General features: G+C 55.7%; 21 protein-coding genes. 8 read left to right on the top strand and 13 right to left on the bottom strand.

Features of this window, described 5'->3' with window-relative positions; translation table 11 throughout:
- Window positions 1–178: 178 nt before the first annotated feature.
- The 11 genes from B1H58_RS04275 to B1H58_RS04325 form a co-directional block, all read right to left on the bottom strand.
- On the bottom strand, window positions 179–517 hold the full coding sequence (locus B1H58_RS04275) for a DUF1493 family protein (protein ID WP_085068147.1): 339 nt from the start codon (window positions 515–517) through the stop codon (window positions 179–181).
- Entirely contained in the window at window positions 511–969 is a 459-nt protein-coding gene (locus tag B1H58_RS04280; RefSeq protein ID WP_085068148.1) for an STM2901 family protein, read from the bottom strand. Before B1H58_RS04280 ends, B1H58_RS04275 begins: the two co-directional genes overlap by 7 nt.
- A 232-nt stretch (window positions 970–1201) precedes the next feature.
- Entirely contained in the window at window positions 1202–1969 is a 768-nt protein-coding gene (locus B1H58_RS04285) for a class I SAM-dependent methyltransferase (protein ID WP_085068149.1), read from the bottom strand.
- A gap of 101 nt (window positions 1970–2070) precedes the next feature.
- Window positions 2071–3081 carry an SIS domain-containing protein gene (locus B1H58_RS04290; protein WP_085068150.1) on the bottom strand — a complete coding sequence of 337 codons (1011 nt, stop codon included), beginning with the start codon at window positions 3079–3081 and terminating at the stop codon, window positions 2071–2073.
- 18 nt (window positions 3082–3099) lie between these two features.
- Complete coding sequence (locus tag B1H58_RS04295; RefSeq protein WP_085068151.1) at window positions 3100–4161, bottom strand: SIS domain-containing protein; 1062 nt, start codon at window positions 4159–4161, stop codon at window positions 3100–3102.
- A gap of 10 nt (window positions 4162–4171) precedes the next feature.
- Window positions 4172–4999: a PTS system mannose/fructose/sorbose family transporter subunit IID gene (locus tag B1H58_RS04300; RefSeq protein ID WP_157130227.1), complete on the bottom strand. Its 828-nt coding sequence runs from the start codon at window positions 4997–4999 to the stop codon at window positions 4172–4174.
- The gene (locus tag B1H58_RS04305; RefSeq protein WP_085068153.1) at window positions 4989–5765 is read right to left on the bottom strand and encodes a PTS mannose/fructose/sorbose/N-acetylgalactosamine transporter subunit IIC; all 777 of its coding nucleotides are present in this window, start codon (window positions 5763–5765) and stop codon (window positions 4989–4991) included. The genes B1H58_RS04300 and B1H58_RS04305 overlap by 11 nt, the downstream gene beginning before the upstream one ends.
- A gap of 14 nt (window positions 5766–5779) precedes the next feature.
- Window positions 5780–6250 carry a PTS sugar transporter subunit IIB gene (locus B1H58_RS04310; protein ID WP_085068154.1) on the bottom strand — a complete coding sequence of 157 codons (471 nt, stop codon included), beginning with the start codon at window positions 6248–6250 and terminating at the stop codon, window positions 5780–5782.
- A 15-nt stretch (window positions 6251–6265) separates the two neighbouring features.
- Complete coding sequence (locus B1H58_RS04315) at window positions 6266–6688, bottom strand: PTS sugar transporter subunit IIA (RefSeq protein ID WP_085068155.1); 423 nt, start codon at window positions 6686–6688, stop codon at window positions 6266–6268.
- A 90-nt stretch (window positions 6689–6778) separates the two neighbouring features.
- The gene (locus B1H58_RS04320) at window positions 6779–9535 is read right to left on the bottom strand and encodes a sigma 54-interacting transcriptional regulator (RefSeq protein ID WP_085072225.1); all 2757 of its coding nucleotides are present in this window, start codon (window positions 9533–9535) and stop codon (window positions 6779–6781) included.
- Between the two features lie 124 nt (window positions 9536–9659).
- On the bottom strand, window positions 9660–10244 hold the full coding sequence (locus B1H58_RS04325; protein WP_085068156.1) for a hypothetical protein: 585 nt from the start codon (window positions 10242–10244) through the stop codon (window positions 9660–9662).
- Window positions 10245–10481: 237 nt separating this feature from the next.
- Between B1H58_RS04325 and B1H58_RS04330 the strand changes: the two genes are divergently transcribed.
- The gene (locus B1H58_RS04330; RefSeq protein ID WP_208615335.1) at window positions 10482–11495 is read left to right on the top strand and encodes a lytic transglycosylase domain-containing protein; all 1014 of its coding nucleotides are present in this window, start codon (window positions 10482–10484) and stop codon (window positions 11493–11495) included.
- Window positions 11496–11548: 53 nt separating this feature from the next.
- Here B1H58_RS04330 and B1H58_RS04335 read toward each other — a convergent pair whose 3' ends face one another.
- On the bottom strand, window positions 11549–12661 hold the full coding sequence (locus tag B1H58_RS04335; protein ID WP_237172447.1) for a hypothetical protein: 1113 nt from the start codon (window positions 12659–12661) through the stop codon (window positions 11549–11551).
- Window positions 12661–13461 carry a hypothetical protein gene (locus B1H58_RS04340; protein WP_085068158.1) on the bottom strand — a complete coding sequence of 267 codons (801 nt, stop codon included), beginning with the start codon at window positions 13459–13461 and terminating at the stop codon, window positions 12661–12663. The genes B1H58_RS04335 and B1H58_RS04340 overlap by 1 nt, the downstream gene beginning before the upstream one ends.
- Before the next feature lie 466 nt (window positions 13462–13927).
- On the opposite strand from B1H58_RS04340, the gene B1H58_RS04345 reads away from it, so the two are divergent.
- The 7 genes from B1H58_RS04345 (at window position 13928) to B1H58_RS04375 (ending at window position 17947) form a co-directional block, all read left to right on the top strand.
- A complete protein-coding gene (locus B1H58_RS04345) occupies window positions 13928–14920 on the top strand; it encodes a sigma 54-interacting transcriptional regulator (RefSeq protein ID WP_085068159.1) in 993 nt (330 codons plus the stop codon).
- Between the two features lie 139 nt (window positions 14921–15059).
- Window positions 15060–15299 carry a hypothetical protein gene (locus B1H58_RS04350; protein ID WP_085068160.1) on the top strand — a complete coding sequence of 80 codons (240 nt, stop codon included), beginning with the start codon at window positions 15060–15062 and terminating at the stop codon, window positions 15297–15299.
- A gap of 67 nt (window positions 15300–15366) precedes the next feature.
- Window positions 15367–15732 carry an EscI/YscI/HrpB family type III secretion system inner rod protein gene (locus B1H58_RS04355; RefSeq protein WP_085068161.1) on the top strand — a complete coding sequence of 122 codons (366 nt, stop codon included), beginning with the start codon at window positions 15367–15369 and terminating at the stop codon, window positions 15730–15732.
- A gap of 5 nt (window positions 15733–15737) precedes the next feature.
- Entirely contained in the window at window positions 15738–16514 is a 777-nt protein-coding gene (sctJ, locus tag B1H58_RS04360) for a type III secretion system inner membrane ring lipoprotein SctJ (protein ID WP_085068162.1), read from the top strand.
- Window positions 16511–17059, top strand: a complete 549-nt coding sequence (locus B1H58_RS04365) for a hypothetical protein (protein ID WP_085068163.1) — start codon at window positions 16511–16513, stop codon at window positions 17057–17059. Before sctJ ends, B1H58_RS04365 begins: the two co-directional genes overlap by 4 nt.
- Window positions 17046–17645, top strand: coding sequence for a type III secretion system stator protein SctL (gene sctL / locus B1H58_RS04370; RefSeq protein WP_085068164.1), 600 nt, complete (start codon window positions 17046–17048; stop codon window positions 17643–17645). Before B1H58_RS04365 ends, sctL begins: the two co-directional genes overlap by 14 nt.
- 74 nt (window positions 17646–17719) lie before the next feature.
- The gene (locus B1H58_RS04375) at window positions 17720–17947 is read left to right on the top strand and encodes an HrpF protein (RefSeq protein WP_085068165.1); all 228 of its coding nucleotides are present in this window, start codon (window positions 17720–17722) and stop codon (window positions 17945–17947) included.
- Window positions 17948–17960: the final 13 nt, after the last annotated feature.

The raw sequence follows: 17960 nt of genomic DNA on the forward strand, positions 1-17960 counted from the left end.
CTTAGTGACAACAAATTAACCCTGGTTACGCCAGCAGGCACAACTTTTATTGTGAACTTTGTTGTCAAAGAGCGACCTTGATCCGGCTGTAAACCGCAGACTGCGGGCTGCCTGACCGGTTGCTGAGGCGGTATTTTCAGACGGAGGATATCACTGGCTGGGCTACCTGCACGCGAAGCTAATCATACAACCAGCGACCCGCCCTGGCGGATTCTGCAAACATTTTTACCGTCAATGGTTTTCTGTTTGCAATTACTGACGCCCTGAAATTACGCCCTTTGAAAAGGCGGGTAGTTAATGGCAGGTTTTCCCAGGGAAAGTAGTTGCGCATATCCAAAGCAGAAACATCAACACCATATTTGTTACTGTAATCACTAATCACATAAGGTAATTCATCGGCTGGTGCATAATCCTGTAACAATGTTTCCAGCTCAAGCGGAACCGTCTGGAGCTTTCGGTTAACTTGCCTGGATAATTCACCACGAAAAAATGCCAGTATCTCTGTATCACTTACCAAATTTTATCTCCTCCTCTGGCAAGATAATTATATTTTTTTATAGTCTGGAATGTAATTACAGAAACATCACTTGCGAGTATAACCCATCCGACAATCGGAATGGCTCTGCCTACAAACGTACCGATTTTATGTGTCATGAGAATTTTCAGGCGATGAGGCGGGTACCCGCCAACGACAGAAGGAAGCTCCAGTCCCCATGGAAACTGCGCATTACCAAACGCTTTTCTTGCTCCACGTGATGCTAAAGATGTGCCCGGCGTGGCATTAGCAAATTTTCCACGGGTCGACAAAATATTAAGGCCGGTAACAATGGAAATAATAGCGCCGAAATCCTGAACGCCGAGTTGATCCGCTACATTCTCGCAAAATATCATGAACAGTAATTCACTGGCTGAAAGATTAGATCTTCCTGCATAAAAGTAGGTTCCATTAAGTTCCTCTGTGGTATCCATTCCCGTGCTTTCCCTGTAAATTCTCCCTTATCCAGATGCCGACTATAACGCGCCACAGCAGCCGACTAATGTGATTATTTATATTTGTGACAAATGCCAATAATACGTTGGCCGGTACAATAGCGAATATTGCAATATCCCCATCCTGACCAACACCCTGCCCGTAATAGCATCTGTATAATCACAGAATGCTGGCACCAGCAGCGCGGGCTCACGCAAAGCCCGCCGCGTTTCAGGCTTTGCGTGAACAGCAGACGATATAATTCATATTATGCCGCTGCGCATGGAAATAGCGTAGCATGCCCAAAAAGCGCTGGCGGTTTTCCCGGTTTTTCAGGCCATTAAACATAATCTTCACGGTTCTTAATAGCCCTTCATCTTTCATCATGCCGCGTGGCGACACCAGCGACATTTTACCGTTATGGGTTTGCACCTGACTAAAGCCGCTCTGCAGGAACATTTGCTGCCAGTTCTCTTTACTCATCGGGCTAACGTTAGATTTCACCACCTGCTGTAGCCGGGAATCCGCGCTGGCCGGTAGCTGCCCCTGCGTTAACATAATATCGTGGGTTAACAAACAGCCGCCTGGCTTTAACACACGATAATACTCCTGCACCAGACGCTGTTTCGCCTTATCCGCATACATGGTGAGCATGGCTTCATTGATCACCATATCAAAACTGTTATCCGGGAAAGGAAGATGGTGCGCATTGGCTTCGCTGACCTGGATACGCTCGCTAAGACCGGCTGCGGCGACATTTTCACGCGCTTTGCTTAGCGCCTGCTTGTCCATATCCACGGCGTGAACATGGCAGCCAAAGCGCGAAACCAGTTCAATAGCCGTGGTGCCCATATTACAGGCGATTTCCAGTACCCGGCTCTGTTCATTCAGCCCGGCATGGGCCATCAGCCATTCGGTCGCCTCTGTGCCGCCGGGACGCAGCCGGGTTTTTCCCAGGCTGGCCAGAAAGGTATGTCCTGCTTTATTACTCTCAGACATTATTATTTCACTCAAAAAAAAGATGCATATATTATGCATCTTAGTAAGAGTGAAGTTAAGCCGAAAGCCGTGCTCACCTGCCCCAGAAAGGGCAATGGGCATTAATAATCAAACTGGCGGTAATAGCGGCGGATATTAAGATCGTGTCCGGTATATTTCTCAAAATGTGCCGCCAGGCGATCCACCAGCAGCGTGGAAGCAACGCAAGGGGCGACAATCCAGCGGAAAGCGTCATCTATTCCGTTCAGGCGATAATCGCGTGGATCGATTACCACCACACAATCGCTGATTTTACGGGCAAAGGCTTCTACCCGATCGTCCAGCGTGCGACATTTACCTTCGCCTTTTACCAGGAACAGCGGCACCTCTTTCTCCAGCAGCTCCAGCGTACCGTGAAAGAATTCCGCCGAGCTTACCGATTTAGTGCGCTTCCACTGCATCTCCTCCAGAATACACATTGAGAAAAGGTAGACCTCGCCCCACATCTCCGCGCCGCCGATCCACATCATATAGTCGCGGTCATGGTACTCACGGGCGATCTCATCGGCCTGTGGATCAAAATCACGTTTGGCCTGCAGCAGATTTTCCGGCAGCAGCTCCAGCTGGCTGGCGAAGCGCTCATAGTCGGCAAACTCGCCGTTCAGCGCCACCAGCCGAAAGAACAGCCAGTAAAGCAGCATATATTCATATTCCACCCCATTTTTATGGCGCATCGGAATATGCCATGTGGCATTGCTGGCCAGCGGCGAATCCTGATTTTTAGTAATCGCTACCACGCGAATACCCTGCGCTTTACACCATTGCGCAATGGCAACGGATTCTTTGGTATCACCCGATTTAGAAAGCGTAATCACCACAGAATCTTTATTTAATTTCTTATTGCCCTTATTAATTAATTCCGCCGCCTGCTCGGTATATATCGGCAGCGAAGTACACTCTTTTGCAAACTCATTGATTGCCATCATGGGTGCCAGCGAGCCGCCTACCGAGGCGAAAAACAGATTGCTGTAACCTGCCTGATGAATATTTTCCGCTACCTGTTCGGCAATTTTACGCGCAGCGATGATCTCACGAGCACTGTTCAGGTACTCGTCCTGATTAAAACCCAACATATTTTTTCTCCTGAGGAATTAAATTTTGCTTTGCAGCACCTTGTCGAAATCGTCAAATATTCGCACGCTTAAATTAATGCCTTTAAGCGTGGCAACCCGATAAGCCATTATTTGTACCGGCACGATTAATAACAGCGGTGCCAGTAAAGGATCGATGGGGAAATTCAGTCCCAGCTGACTTTCACTGCTTTCTCCGTGTGCGCTGAGGGTAAAGGCTGCTTTAACGTGCGGACGCATATAGTCACGCAGGGCGGCAAGGCGTGGATGCGGCGCATCTTCAATAAACAGCAGCAGATGCTCATGGTTTGCCTCCAGGTAGGGGCCGTGCATGTAGGCTTCCAGTTCAAAACCGCTTGATGGGCGGCGCACCGTCTCGGTGAACTTGGTTTCGAACTCCTTCGCTACGCCCACCAGACCGCCGTAGCCGATGGCGATGTAGCGCGGTGCGGCAGCCAGCATCGCCTGATGGCGCGTAATGAAATCATCGGTGCGGCGTATCACCTCCGGCAGCCGCTGCGCCATGTCACGTAGCGTGTTCAGCGTTTTGTCGCGGGCACGGGCATCCAGCGCCCCCTGCGTCTCTGCGGCCAGCAGCGCGATCAGCAGTAAATTCAACACCGTGGCGCTAAAGCCCAGGGTCACAAAGCCAACCGGCTCAATGCCGCAGTTAATATCCAGCACCGCATCAGCTTCGCGCGCCAGCGGGCTGGTGCAGTCGGCGGTCAGGCAGTAAACCTTGCGGCCCGCCGCCTGCACCTTACGCTGCGCCTCCAGCGTCGAGTGGCTTTTACCGCTCTGCGACAGGGCGATTACCCAGTCGGTCGTCTCATCAAACCGCTCATAGTGGGTAAAGGGATACGGCTCCCTGATCTCTACCTGAATATTCGCCCACTGACTAAAGGCAAAAGCGGCGCACTGCGCGGCATTCAGCGACGATCCGGTTGCCAGAATCAGCAGTCGCCGCACCGCTCCCTGCGCCAGCAATTCCGATGCCGGAGCCAGCTTTTGCGGATACTCATCCAAAATACGCGCCAGCACTTCCGGTTCGCGCTCGATACAGTCCATCATCGTGACCGACATCGCTATCTCCTCAGAACAGACCAATCCATGAACCCAGGATGCCGACCAGCGCCATCCCGCCAATAATCGCCAGCGGCTGCACCTTTTTGCCCAGCAGCCAGTAAACAATGCCAAAACTCAGCAGCGGCAGCAGACAAGGCATAATGTCGTCAATAATTCCCTGCACCTGGGTTTTCGCTTCGCCCGCGCCGAAAGAGACGGGAATAGTGATATCGATCATTGAGGCGGTCATTGCGCCCACCACCATCAGACCGATAATCGAAGCGCCGTAGGTGAGGCTTTCCATCATCCCGCTTTTCTGGACGCGCTGAAGCACGCCGGTGCCGAGGACATATCCCCAGCGGGTAAACAGCCAGCGCACCAGGATATGCGGCACGTTAAAGATCAGCACAAACAGGATCGGCCCAAGAATATTGCCTTTCAGCGCCAGGCTGGTGCCGATGCCGGTGGCAATCAGCCGCAGCGTTCCCCAGAAAAAGGAGTCGCCCAGCCCGGCCAGCGGCCCCATCAGCGACGCTTTGACGTTATCGATCGACGCGCTGTCCAACCCGCCGCCGCTGCGGTTTTTCTCCTCCATCGCGGCGGTAATGCCGAGGATCAGCGTGACGATATGCGGCGTGGTGTTAAAGAAAACTAAATGGCGTTTTAGCGCGCTCACCAGATCCTCATGGCGCGTGTAGAGCTTTTTCAGCACCGGCATCATGGCGTAGACAAAGGCCAGGTTCATCTGCCGCTCATAGTTCCAGGAGAACTCCATCTGGAAAGAGCGCCAGAAGACGCGGCGCAGATCGCGCGGCGTAATCTGCGGCTCCGCCTGTGGCTCGTTATCAGAAATCATCTTCGTCATCGTTCACTCCTTCTGCCGTTGAGGCACGCTGAACCGGCTGCTGCGTCATATTGACCATTACCACCGCGACAATTGCGCCGAGGATGGCAATGCCGGTCACCGGGATCTTGAGATAGGCCATCAGCACAAAGCCGAGGAAAAAGTAAGGCGCGACCTTTTTGTTAATCAGCAGCCGCGCCAGCATGGCGAAGCCGAGCGCCGGGATCAGGCCGGTCGCTACGCTCAGTCCATGCTTAATAAACTCAGGGATTGCGTCGAGCAGGCTTTTCACCGCGCCGCTGCCTACCAGGAAGGAGACGGTGACAATGGTCGCCAGCATCAGCGACAGACCGAAGCCCGCCAGCAGATGCATACGCTCAATGCCGCCGGTGTTGCCCTGCTCCGCATACAGATCCGCCTTATGGCTGAGCGTCGGGATAAACAGCCCCAGATAGATATTTTTCAGCACCAGCGTCAGCGTGGCGATCGGCAGGCCAAGCAGCAGCGCCGTTTCGGTACCTGCGCCGGAGGTAATGGCGAAGGCCACACCAAGAATGCCGCCGGTTACCACATCAGGCGGAATTGAAGCGCCAACCGAGAAAGAGCCGATAAATGCCAGCTCCAGCGTCGCGCCCATGATCACGCCGGTTTGCACATCGCCCAGCACCAGGCCGGTCAACAGGCCGGTGACGATGGGCCTGGAGAGCAGTGAGGTGCCTAAGGCATATTCAGACTGGGCGATAAACGCCACCAGCCCCAGCAGTAATGCTTCTGTCATCATCACTCCCCGCGCTACAGCGCTTCGCTAAACAGCTGTTTGCGATCGCCCGGCACCTGGCGGATCTCAATCTCTTTGCCCGCCTGAACCAGCGCCTCCAGCAGCGAAATTTCATCCGGCAATACGTTGATCGCTTTAGAAATATTCCGGCTGCCCTCTTTGGCCTTGATCCCGCCAAGATTAATGCTGGTGATCTCCGGTACCGCCGTGGCCAGCCGCCAGGCATCGCTCACCGACTCCACCACGATAAACAGCTTATATTTGTCGGTGACGCCACTTTTGATCGCCTCAATGGCATCGTCGATATTTTTAATCACCAGCTTTACCGCAGGCGGCTTAGCGAGCTTGATGGTGGTTTTGCGCAACTCATCGTTGGGCACACTGTCATTGGCGATCAAAATGCAATCGGCGCCAATATATTGCGTCCAGGAAAAGGCGACCTGGCCATGCAGCAGTCGATGATCGACCCGTAAGAGCTTTATCATTGTTATCCTCCTCGCTCAGAAATCTTTATCCACGCAGCTGGCGCTGCTAATGGTCTGATTGCAGTACTGCATTCCCGCGCGGGCGTTGCTCAACGCCTCGTTTATCAGCGCTATCGCGGGCTCGTCGGGCGACGCAATCAGCATCTCAATCACCAGCGGCAGGTTTAATCCGGCCAGCAGATGAAAATTGGGCCGATGCAGATAGCGAATAAATTCGTTATTTACGCTGCCGGCAAAAATATCGGTAATGACGATCAGTTCATCCTGCGGCGTAAACGCGGCCATCAGGCTATCGACCTGGCAGGTTAAATCGTCGTTTTCATCTACGTAGGCACACAGCACATGCAGATGCGGCTGTTCTCCGAGAATTAGCTCAACGGATTGACGGATACCGGCGGCAAAAGAGCCGTGGCTGGCAAAAATGTAGTGACGTTTCATCCTGACCTCATCAAGCGGTTCCACGCGTTAATAAGAGCAAGCGGCGTGCCAGAAATAGTGGCGCGCCGCGTCATGCCCAGAGAAGCGAGGCTAAAACTCTTGATCGGACGGAATAAATTCAGTTTCGCGGTACAGAATATCGTGGATGTAATGCAGCTCGGCGTCGGGGATTTTGACACTATAGCTGGCCTCAATGACACTAAACGCCTCGCGCAGCGCGTTAAGCTGCTGAGACGGACGCTGCGTTCCGCTGTAGCGTTGGATCGCCGCCTGACGGATCAGCCGCTCGATCAAACAGCTGATATGTATATAAAGCGCCACCTTGCGATCGTTGGTTAGCGTCAGTCCGGCAAGGTGCTCATAGCGCAGCAAAAACTGCTCCACCTGATTGATCACTTTACTGGTATCAAGAATGGTCACCGACTCAATCACCCGTCGCAGCGAGAAGTTTTTCACCAGCTGGTTATTGATCTCTTCGACCTGTTCAGCGCTGGTTAGCGGCCCGAACAGCGCCCTCAGTGTGGCGCTGCCTGTCCCGGAGATCAGTGACTCCAGTGAGATCCACGGCACCGGCAGATGCGGATCGATCGTGCCGACCACCGCCAACACCTCATAGCGCGCCAGCAGCGGTTCACGCTGCGCCCGATCGGTGAGACTGCTGTAATCGCAGGCGACCATCTCAATCGCCAGCGTCTCCGGGATACTGGCCTTCAGCAGCGCGCTCAGGTTATTGGCCGCGCCCAGGCCGGTCGCGCAGGTGGTAACGATCGCCCGCGGTTTATTCCGCACCGGCCAGATAAGCTGATGCTCAATCGGCAGGTCCTCCGCCACGTCGTTAACAATCGCTTCAGGCAGATCGCCACGCAAAATGCGCTCACCCACGTAAAGCGCCATGCGCGTCGAGACGTTATTGATAATCGCCACCGGCGTGGTGATATGGCGGTTAAAGTGTTGATAAATGGCGTTCAGCGAGCCCATATCCACCAAAATTATCAGCCCGGACGCCAGCGCGTTGCGCTCGATATAGTGCATCACTTCGCTGGCGATCGCGTCCGGCGTCACGTCCAGCGGCATATCAAAAGATTCAAACAGGTTGCTTTTCAACAGACGGTTCGCCACGTTGGCAATGCTGCTGGCGGTGGCGTAGCCGTGTGCCAGAATTACCGCCCGCGTGACCTGTTTCTGGCTCAGCACACCGGTTTTCTGTAACCAGAGGATCAGCAGCAGCGCATCGATACGCTGTGGATGCAGATCAAGCTTATGGGTTACCGCTGCCAGCACCTCGTGACAGAAACCACAGAGCAGCGGATAGCGCTGTTCCAGGCTGTGAGAAAGCTGCCGGATCAGCTCCGCGTTAAGGCGGGCGGGCGTTTCGCTGGCGCGATGCAGCAGATAGTGGCTCAGCGCATAGATGCAGTTGCCGTTAAACTGCAGGCTGAAGCGCTTTTCCAGCCGATAAAACGCTTCACGCACCTGGCTGCTGGTCAGCAGCAGCATGGAAGATTCCTGCTGATCGCGATGGGTAAAAATAAGCTGGTCGAACAGGCTTTCAATTTCATTGCCCATGCGTTTTTCCATCTCTTCCCACGCCAGCTTTCCGCTGCGCCAGCTTTCAAACAGCAACAGCACGCTGAGTTGCGCGTCCTGAATCAGCAGCCGCGCGCTATCCTGTTGACGCAGCAGCCAGGGCAGCGCAACTGTCCGATCGATCACCAGCGGCTCCGCCTGCGTCTCTTCAATCGTTGGCAATTGCGCCATCACCGTTTCCGGCAGATCGTGCAGGGTGATCTCGATCGTCTCGCGGCTCCTCTGCCGCGCCCAGGCGGAGGCAACGCTATATTTCACCGCGTTTTTCATCTCCCCCACGTTGCCGCGCCAGATATGATTTCCCAGTGCGGTAATCAGCCGGGGGCTCAGCCGTAACCGCCCACCTACTTTCTGCGCCTCGCGCCAGAAAAACTGCATCATCAGCGCCTGCTTCTCCTGCGGGCTGCGGCTTGCCAGATCGGGCAGCGTCACCTGAATTGGGATACGGCGAATAAAGGTGGTCAGGAAAGTGCTGTGCACCTCCTCGGTGGTGGCGAAGATCAACCGCGTCTGCACCCGCTGTCCCTGCGCGGTTTCGCCCAGCCGGTAGATCTCCCCGCGATCGAGCCAGGTAAACAGCTTTTCCTGTCCTTCCGGATGCAGGCGGTGAACCTCATCAAGAAACAGGATGCCGCCGTGCGCCGCCTCAAACGCCCCTGGCCTGTCGTTAACCGCGCCGGTAAACGCGCCCTTTACATAGCCGAACAGGTTAGCGGTCAACAGCTCCGGGTTGCTGGCGTACTGGGCACAGTTGAAGTTGATAAAGGGCGCATCGGGCGCGATAACCTGCTGGCCAATAGCATATTGATGCAGCAGTTGCGCCATATAGCTTTTTCCGGTGCCGCTGTCGCCGGTAATCAGCAGCGGCAGCCCGCCGTCGGGATAAAACAGCGCGGTTTTTAACTGTTCGATGGGCTTTTTCAGGCTGCCGTCATGACCAATCAGCAGGGCAAAATGGTCAGCCTCCGGTGCAGGCTCGCCCTCTTCCGCCAGCAGTTCGGCGATGCTGGCGTATTCGTTGCGCGACAGCGGGAAGAACTGTTGCTCAAAGCTGGCTTTATGCAGAAAACAAACCGGACGACCGTTAATTTTTATCAGCTCGCCCTGCGCCACCAGCTGGTTAAGATAGTGGCTGGCAGTATTGCGCTGCATGGCAAAGCGCTGCGCCAGCCAGGCGGCGGTAAACACTTCACTGACCTGCTGCGGATCAAAAAAATCGGTCTGATTAATTAAGAAGTTCAGTAGCTTATCTTTACGCATCATGATTTCCCCGGTTTACAACGCAAGGCTATGATGCCGCGAAGTCAGCCGCTGCAACCGCAACCGCGCCGGGGAATTACTGTTTTGTGGCATGCCGCACAGAAGAAGCTGCTGACGGCTATTTTTATTTGTACTCTTTATTCCCCAGCAGCGTGTAGGTGTGTTTACACTCTGCTAAGGCCCATGTTGCAGGGGCATTACTTTTACCAGAGGTAATATCTTTTATCATAATCGACGGATTATTGTTGTCCGGTTTTTTATCCAACCAAGCTTCGTAACTGTGCCCAGCTTCAGGAATAAGATATTCGGAAGATTGAATCAATTCTTCACCAAAAGCCCTTTTTACTGTAATCATATACATCACTTCAATGGGTTGATCCGCCTTAATGCGAAATTCCATTACGTTCGAATTTTTAACTTTGCTGTCCTCTGGCGAAGGGGCAATACCAGCAATTTTTTTGTTATAAGTGGATTTAATCCCCATAAGGTTGAAACCTGCCGTCAAACCGCGTTGTACCGTTTGCTGATAACAGTTTCCTACAGTGCGATAGCTACGCAGAATTAGCGGCATATCACCGTTCTCGACACGAAGCATAGCTGCATCGCTGCCGGAATAGTCTTCTTGTTCTTTATTAAGATGAAAAGTACAGCCACTAAGTAACAGGGGGATAAATAAACCACTCAGGATATATCGGGGAGATAAAAACACAGGATTTCCTTATTTGTTAAGTAATGAAAAGCCAACTTGCAGATGCATTACCTGGCTTCCTGTTAATTTTATCGGCGAGCAATCTGAAGTCTTTACCGCTTATTAATTGATAGTTACAGGTTAATCTTATGCTTTAAGCTAAGCGCCATTTTTTTCACACTACGCAAGCCTACCCGGAACTGACCGCCCTATCGCGCCACTTAACAGACTGACCCCCTAAGCGATAAGGATAACCTGATGATCACACTACCCGGGGCGCTAAGCCCAACTCAACCCCTCACGCCACCTGACCTGAGCGGCCTGTCGGATAAACTCCCGTTAACAAACAATGGTGCGTTTTCGCCTTCCGGCGGTATGACCGCGATCGATTTTGGCCAAAGCGGCAATAGCGGCACCGACCTAAATGCACTGTTTGGCCAGAATGGTGGTGCCACGCAAGAAGCGTTAAATAATGAAATTGCCCAGACGCTGACCCAGCTCATCAGCGCGCTGCTTACCTCGCTGATGCCGCTGTTACAGCAGCTCACCGGCCAGCAAAACCAACAGCAGAGTGGGCAACCCACCTCCGCCAGCGGCGGCATGCCGCAAAACCTGACAACGGGCGGCAATCCAACCCAGCTTACCGACGGTAGCAGCGCCGGACAAAGCGCCCCAGCGTCAGGCGGCGCTCCGGGCGGCAATATAGCCAGCGCAGGTGGTCAGAACGGCGCGCCTACCGGTACGGCAGCCACCAATGGCACTGGCCAGAGCGTGACGCAATCAGGCACCAGCGGACTGCATCTGCCCGACGCGCTGAAACCGTATGAAGGCGCGATACAGAACGCTGCGGCGAAAACCGGCGTGCCGGGAGAGGTGTTAGCGGCGCAAATCTGGCAGGAGTCACGCGGCAGCCTGGGTGCCAGCACCGTTAACGGCGGTAACGGGCTACAGGACAGCGGCCTGATGCAGGTTAACAGCAATACCTTTGCCGATCTGCAGCGTAAAAACCCTGACCTGTTAGGGCCGAACGCTAACGCCAATAATCCAACGGATAACATCATGGCAGGCGCGCTCTATATGAAAGAGCAGCTCAACGCCTTTGACGGCAATATGGGCGCGGCGCTGCGCGCGTATAACTCCGGTCCGCTTAACGTTAACGTGAATAATTTAAGCGATATCTCGAAAACCGGCACCGGCGACGCCACCTACGTCGATAAAGTCATGAATTTCTCCTCGATTATCAGCAGCGGCCAGGGCCAGCTGCCAGCCTGATAAAAAAAGTCCCTGCACATCGGGTGCAGGGACTTCAAGCTGAGGTCCATTGCTCAGGAAAAAGGCGGTGGATCTTTCTTATTCTTATTAACATTTTCTAACGCGATAGAAACGGTATCGGTCGCAGCAGTCACCGCCCAACCTACCGGACCCCGCGCCGCGCTCATTGCGCCTTCTGCCAGCCCTGTCAGGCCACCGGTAAAGACTTCGCCCAGCGTACGCGCCTCGCCGATATTATTAAATACCGGTGCCAGCACCGACTTCAGAATCGGGATATTGGACAGCACACGTCCAATCTCGCCCATTCCCCACTGGAAGTTATCTTTAGTGGTGCCGTCTTTACGTACGTGCGTATCCTTAGTCTGCGGCAGATTGCCATCGGCTGGCAGCGCGCTCAGTCCTTTTTCCGCAATATCCTTCAGCACACCGGCCTCGGTCCCGTGACGGGCATCGCCATCTTTGGTGATCCCTTCGATTTTGCCGTTGGTATGCACATCGCCGCGATCGCCACCTTCACGATCTTTCAGCCCTTTGATGCTGTTCAACACGCAGGCCATGTTGTAAGCCGCATCTGCCCGGCTTTCCGGGTCAGGATTATCGGCGGTCCAGTCGCCGAAACGCTCCTTCAGCTGATCGCGTTTGATGTCTTTCTGATTACCCAAATTTTTCAGCACCGGGTTCTCATCCAGAATCTGCTCCGCGCTGCGGTTATCATCAGGCGGACGGCCAGTCAGGTTCTCCTCCGTTGGCCTGACGCTGGTGTCATGCTCGCTGGTACGTACCTGTCCTGCGCCTGCAGCGCCCTGCGTCAACAGCGGTGAGGATGCCTGCAGCGCCTCGCCGCTCGCGCCGCTCTGAGCAGTTTGCTCTGCCTGCTGGCTTCCCGCCGACGAGAACAGCGTTTGCAACAGCGCCTGCAGGCCGATAAACATCATCAACCCCTGCAGCATTCCGCCGCTTTGCTGACCGCTGCCCGCCTGTAACGCATCGCCGGACGCTTCACCCGGCAGCGGTGCATTAGCCGCCGCCCCGCCGTAGTTAAGCACGCCGCCGGTGCTTTTCAGCGTGTTGGGCTGTGCGCCTGCATTTTCCGCGCCGCCAGGCTGCGGGCCGGGAAGTTCAGGTAAAAGGGGGACTGCTCCCCCTCCGTTAACGTTCAAGGCCATTATTTCACCCCGTTGTTAGATCCACCGCCCAACAGTGACATAATTGCGTTCAGTCCGGTCATTTGCAGCGCCGAGTTCAGCAGGTTACTCAGCATATTGCCGCCACCGGACTGCGCGTTGGCCTGGCCGCCAGCAGACTGGCCGCCAGACTGCGCGCCAGTGCTGTTACCGCTGCCCTGCTGCATGCCCATCAACTGCTGCATCATCTGCATCATCTGCTGCATCATCTGCTGTAGCTGCTGGATCATGCCGCTAACGCCGCCCTGATTACCCTGTGCCGCCGGGCTGCCACCGGACTGCGTGCCCGCCTGCTGCAATGGGTTTTGCCCGCTGTCACCGCCTTTCAGCATCTGCTGCAAGCCAAGCAGCATCAGCAGCTGCTGTAGCATCTGCGCAATGCCGCCGCCTTTACCGGCAGAAGAAAGCAGGCCGCCGTTCTGTGCGCCTGATGGTTGAGCCGTCAGGTTTTGTCCGCCAGCCGCCCCTGTTGCGCCCGCGCCGCCCAGCGCGCCAGGACCCAGCAGGCTCAGCGCGCCCGAACCGGCGTTCAGGCCGAAATCAAGCATATTGCCGCCAAGCTTGCCGCCTTTGCCATTCTTGCCGTCAATGCCCTGGCCGCTGGTATTCGGACCGTTAGGGCTGTTGGTACCGTTAGTCGTGCCGTTGGTGCTGTTGGCGTTGGTGTTCATTCGTGGCCCGTTTGGCCCGATGTCCTGACGCCCTGCGCCGGTTACATCTGGCGGCGGCATGGTTGTTCTGCCTGCGCCACCGCCGCCTAAGCCACCTAATTTAAATCCCATACATCCTCCGGTTAAACGTTACGTTTATGAATGAATCGAGCATCCCAGGCCGCCCTGCGCTTACGCTTCGCTGACATTTGTAACGGTATGGCAGGCTCTGGCTCACTTTGTAAGTGGCAGGGCGAAGAAAGAAGTTCCATCAAGTGCAACAAGAGATGTGGCGTAGTCCACAGACATAAAAATTTCATCTGGCGCCCCTGATGGCAAAGGCATCCCCACAAGCGGCACGGTGAAAGGGGTTAGCGGGCACACGGTCAGGAAATCCTTACAGCGCTGTTGTAAATCCCTACCAACTTATCAGCACAGACTGATAGCTGAGGCAGAACGTTATGGCAGAAAGTAAGGAAACCGAATGCTTTTGTAATTTTTTATGAACGAAATGCCATAAAAAAAACTTCACGATTACGTAAGACCGTCGACATCCCCTACACGCAGCAAAATTTTATGTCGAGTCACTGGAGACATTATGGTTAAAGCGATTACTACCAGCACGCGCTGCCCCGCGCATGAGAGTCGGCGCACCAGCCATGCTGAGATCTCCCCTCTGCACCCCGCAACGTTGACGACCTGTAGTTTTCCGTCGACAGATATTCATGCGCATCTGCACAAGCTGGTGGATACCATTGCGCCGCTTAATGTCGATGTGCTGCTGGAAGGTGAAACCGGCACCGGCAAAGATACGCTGGCGCGGCGAATTTATGAAAGCTCCGGCTGTCGCGGCCCGCTGGTGCCGGTAAACTGCGGCGCAATCCCGGAAACTCTGGCGGAAAGCGAGCTGTTTGGCGTTGTCTCCGGCGCCTATACCGGCGCCAGCCATTCGCGTCCGGGCTATATCGAGGCCGCTAATAACGGCATTCTGTTTTTGGATGAGATCGACAGTATGCCGCTCATCGTGCAGGCTAAGCTGTTGCGTATGCTTGAGTCGCGCGCGATTGAGCGCCTCGGCAGTACCCGCTGCATTCCGCTTACGCTGCGCGTGATTGCCGCCGCCCAAACGCCGCTGGAGCAGTTGGTGGCAGAAGGACGCTTTCGCCGCGATCTCTATTTTCGTCTGAATACCATTACGCTGGCCACGCCCACCGTGCGTTCGCGTCCTGAACTGATTATCCCGCTGTTTCGTCAGTTCACGCAGGATGCCGCCCAGCGGCTAAATCAACCGCTGCCGCCGCGCCAGCCCGGCCTGGACGAAGCGCTGCTGCTGCACAGCTGGCCGGGTAACATTCGCGAATTAAAAGCGGCGGCGGAACGCTTTGTGCTGGGTCTGCCGGTGTTGTGCCAGCAGGCGATCCCGCAGGCGGAGCCCATTATGCTGAAGGAGCGGTTACGGCGTATTGAGCGCAGCCTGATTGATGAATGCCTGCATCGTCATGGCAACCGTATTGATGAGGTGGTGCATGAGCTGGGCATTCCACGCCGCACCCTTTATCACCGCCTGAAACAGCTGAAGCTCAGCGCCTGATCCCTGCCCGCCGTCAGCCGACGGCGGTTTTTCTTTCTGTGGAAAAAAATCTGCGTTTTTATGGAACCCGCCCGGTGCGCTCGCCACTCAATGATCGAAACCATCGCAGTACACCTTAAACATTAACGAGGAAAGAACCATGAGCATAACAACAGGTCTGTCTAACATGATCACCGGCGGTGCCAGCTCAATGAGCCAGATTTCAGGCGCGCTGGGCGGTGCTGATTTTATGATGGAAATGCAGGGTGTAAAGAACGAGATGCAGCAGAATCAGGTGGCAAAGGCCAAGATGGATGCAGAATTCCAGCGCATCAACGGTATTGCTGACAGCCAGGCCCAGGCCGGCTCAGCCGCAGCCCAGGTGAAGATCTCCTATTAAGCCACGCGGGCGGGGAGGAGAACGTCACGCTCCTCCCTCTCTTTCCTTTAGCTGAAGAGCCGAACCGATGAAAGTTAATAATACCTCCCCTTCGCTGACCACCTCCGTGACATTAGAAGCGGACGATGCCTCTCCGGAGGTGAACAAGTCGGATGCGCAGTGGTTCAGCGCGGCGCTGAATGCGCCTGAATCCTCCACGCCAGCGGGCGGCGCGCCCGATATTATCAGCAGCCTGACCGGTGCCATCAGCCGCAACCAGCAGGCGCAGCAGAGCGCGTTTCGCGATCTGGAAGTGGCTTCGCGCTCTACCAGCTCGCTGGACTTTAGCGCCGCCAACGCCGCGCTGTCGGACTATTACGTGCAGAGCCTGATGAACGCCAAAATTATCTCTAAAGGCGTGCAGAGCCTGGATAAATTAACCAACCTACAGTAAACCCTATGCGACCTTTTCTGGTAAAAGCCCTGCTGGTCGGCTTGCTTGTGCTGCTGCTGAGCGGCTGCGGCGACGATACCGTGCTGAACAGCAATCTGGCTGAAAACGATGCCAACGATATTGTGGCCGAACTGAACCGCTACCATATTCCCGCCAGCAAACGCGTGGATAAGGCAGGCGTCTCGGTGCTGGTGGCGCCGGAAAATATTGAGCGCTCGGTCAATATTCTTGAGGCCGCCGGGCTGCCGCGCAAAGCGCGTACCAATCTGGGCGAGGTATTCCAGAAAAGCGGCGTGATATCCAGCCCGATGGAGGAGCGGGCACGCTATATCTATGCGCTGTCGCAGGAAGTGGAATCCACGCTGGCGCAGATCGACGGGGTGGTGGTGGCGCGCGTCCATGTGGTTCTGCCGGAGCGCATTGCGCCCGGCGAGCCGGTGCAGCCCGCCTCCGCCTCGGTGTTTATCAAATATCATGAAACGCTCGATCCCGACAGCATCGAACCGCGCATTCGTCGGCTGGTCGCCACCAGCATTCCCGGCCTGGTCGGACGCGACGACCGCGATCTGGCGATCGTTTTTGTGCCGGCCAAAGTGTATGAGGATCGGGTTGAGACCGTGAAAATGGGTCCGTTTACCCTCTCTCCCGGCCAGTTTTCGCTGGTAAAAGGCGTGCTGAGCGTGGCGGGGATCCTGCTGCTGCTGCTTGTGGGCGTGATGGCGCTGCGTTCCGGTAAAAAAGGCGCACGCACGGCGGTCGCCACGCCAGGGAAATCATCATGAATCAGCAATGGCTGATATGGTGGCACAGCGGCTACTGGCAGACGGCACATGAAAGCTGGCGTCAGGATAGCTGGTTTACGCTGCCGGAAGCCCGCCGCCAGGCGCTGACACGCATGCGTGCCGGGGCCATCGGTCACCAGTGGGGCGTGCAGCCCTCGCCTCTTGCGCCGCCGCAGCCGCTGCTGCTTAGCCTGCTGGCGCTCCCCGAACCACAAAAAATCCGGCTGCTGACGTTCGTTGAGGCGATTTGCGGCGCAGAGACCGCACTAACCGGCGAAGAAAAAATCTGGTGTCGGCGGCTGTCGAGAGGCATTCGCCCGGAAAGCTGGCTGCCGGAAGCATTGCTTTCGCGCCCCATGGCGCTGGCGCTATTACAGGCGCTTTATCCAGACTGCTGGACGCGCCTGCGCATGGCGTTTCCCCGCGAGGCAGTGCTTGCCTGTCCTTCCATGCCGCCCGACCTGCCAGCCCGGCGGCTACAGCCGATCTGGGAAGCTGCGCTGTGGCGCTGCCAGTCCGGGGAGAATAACCATGTGGCAGCTTAGACGGCTCAGCTGTTTCACACCGCCGGAGCCGCAGCAGACGTTGCTTAACCGTGACGCGCTGGTGCTACAGCAGCAGGCACAGCAAATACGCGCTGCGGCAGAGCAGGAAGCGCAAAGGCTGCTGGACGAAGCCCATCAGCAGGCGCAGCAGATCCAGCAACAGGCGCAGGCAGAGTCCGCCGCGTTACTTGAAAAGCAGCAGGCGCATTTCTGGCAGCAGGCACAAATGCTGTTCGACGACTGGCACGAGCAGCGTGAAACGCAGCAGCAGCAGGTGGTGTCGCTAGCCAGCCAGTTGCTGGCACAGGCGCTGGCGCACTGCTTAGCGGAAGTGCCGTCGGAGCAACGGCTGCAGGCGCTGCTGACTCAACTGATGAATCGTTTGCCGTCAGAGACGCAGGCGACGCTTTACTGTGCCCCTTGCCGCCAGGCGCCGCTGGCCGCCTGGCTGAGCGCGCGGCCCGCGCTGCGCTGGCAGCTTACGCCCGATGAACGGCTGGAGATCGACGCGCTGCGGCTGGTGACCGCACAGGGGGAATTGCAGATCAGCTGGCAGGCGCTTTGCCAGTCGCTGAGCGGCGGATAATTTTTTAAGCCGCACGGAACCCAACGGTAAAAGGCACCACTCAAGGGAGAACCTTAAACCAGAGGAGTCAAATCATGCCTTCCGGAGATTTGCTGCAGCGCCGCTTAGCCACCCAGTCCAGCCGTACACATAACGAGACCTATCAGTTCGCCAAAGAGATCTCTGGCCAGCCGTTCAGTCTTAGCGATATGTACGCCTTTCAAAACCAGCTGCTGGATATGTCCAATGCCAGCTGGGCCAGCTCGCAATATACCCAGTTTAAGTTCGGTATCCGCAAAGCGATTATCGATGCCATTAACTGATGCGCGTTAACTG

It is taken from the genome of Pantoea alhagi (assembly GCF_002101395.1).
Classification (GTDB): Bacteria; Pseudomonadota; Gammaproteobacteria; order Enterobacterales; family Enterobacteriaceae; genus Mixta; species Mixta alhagi.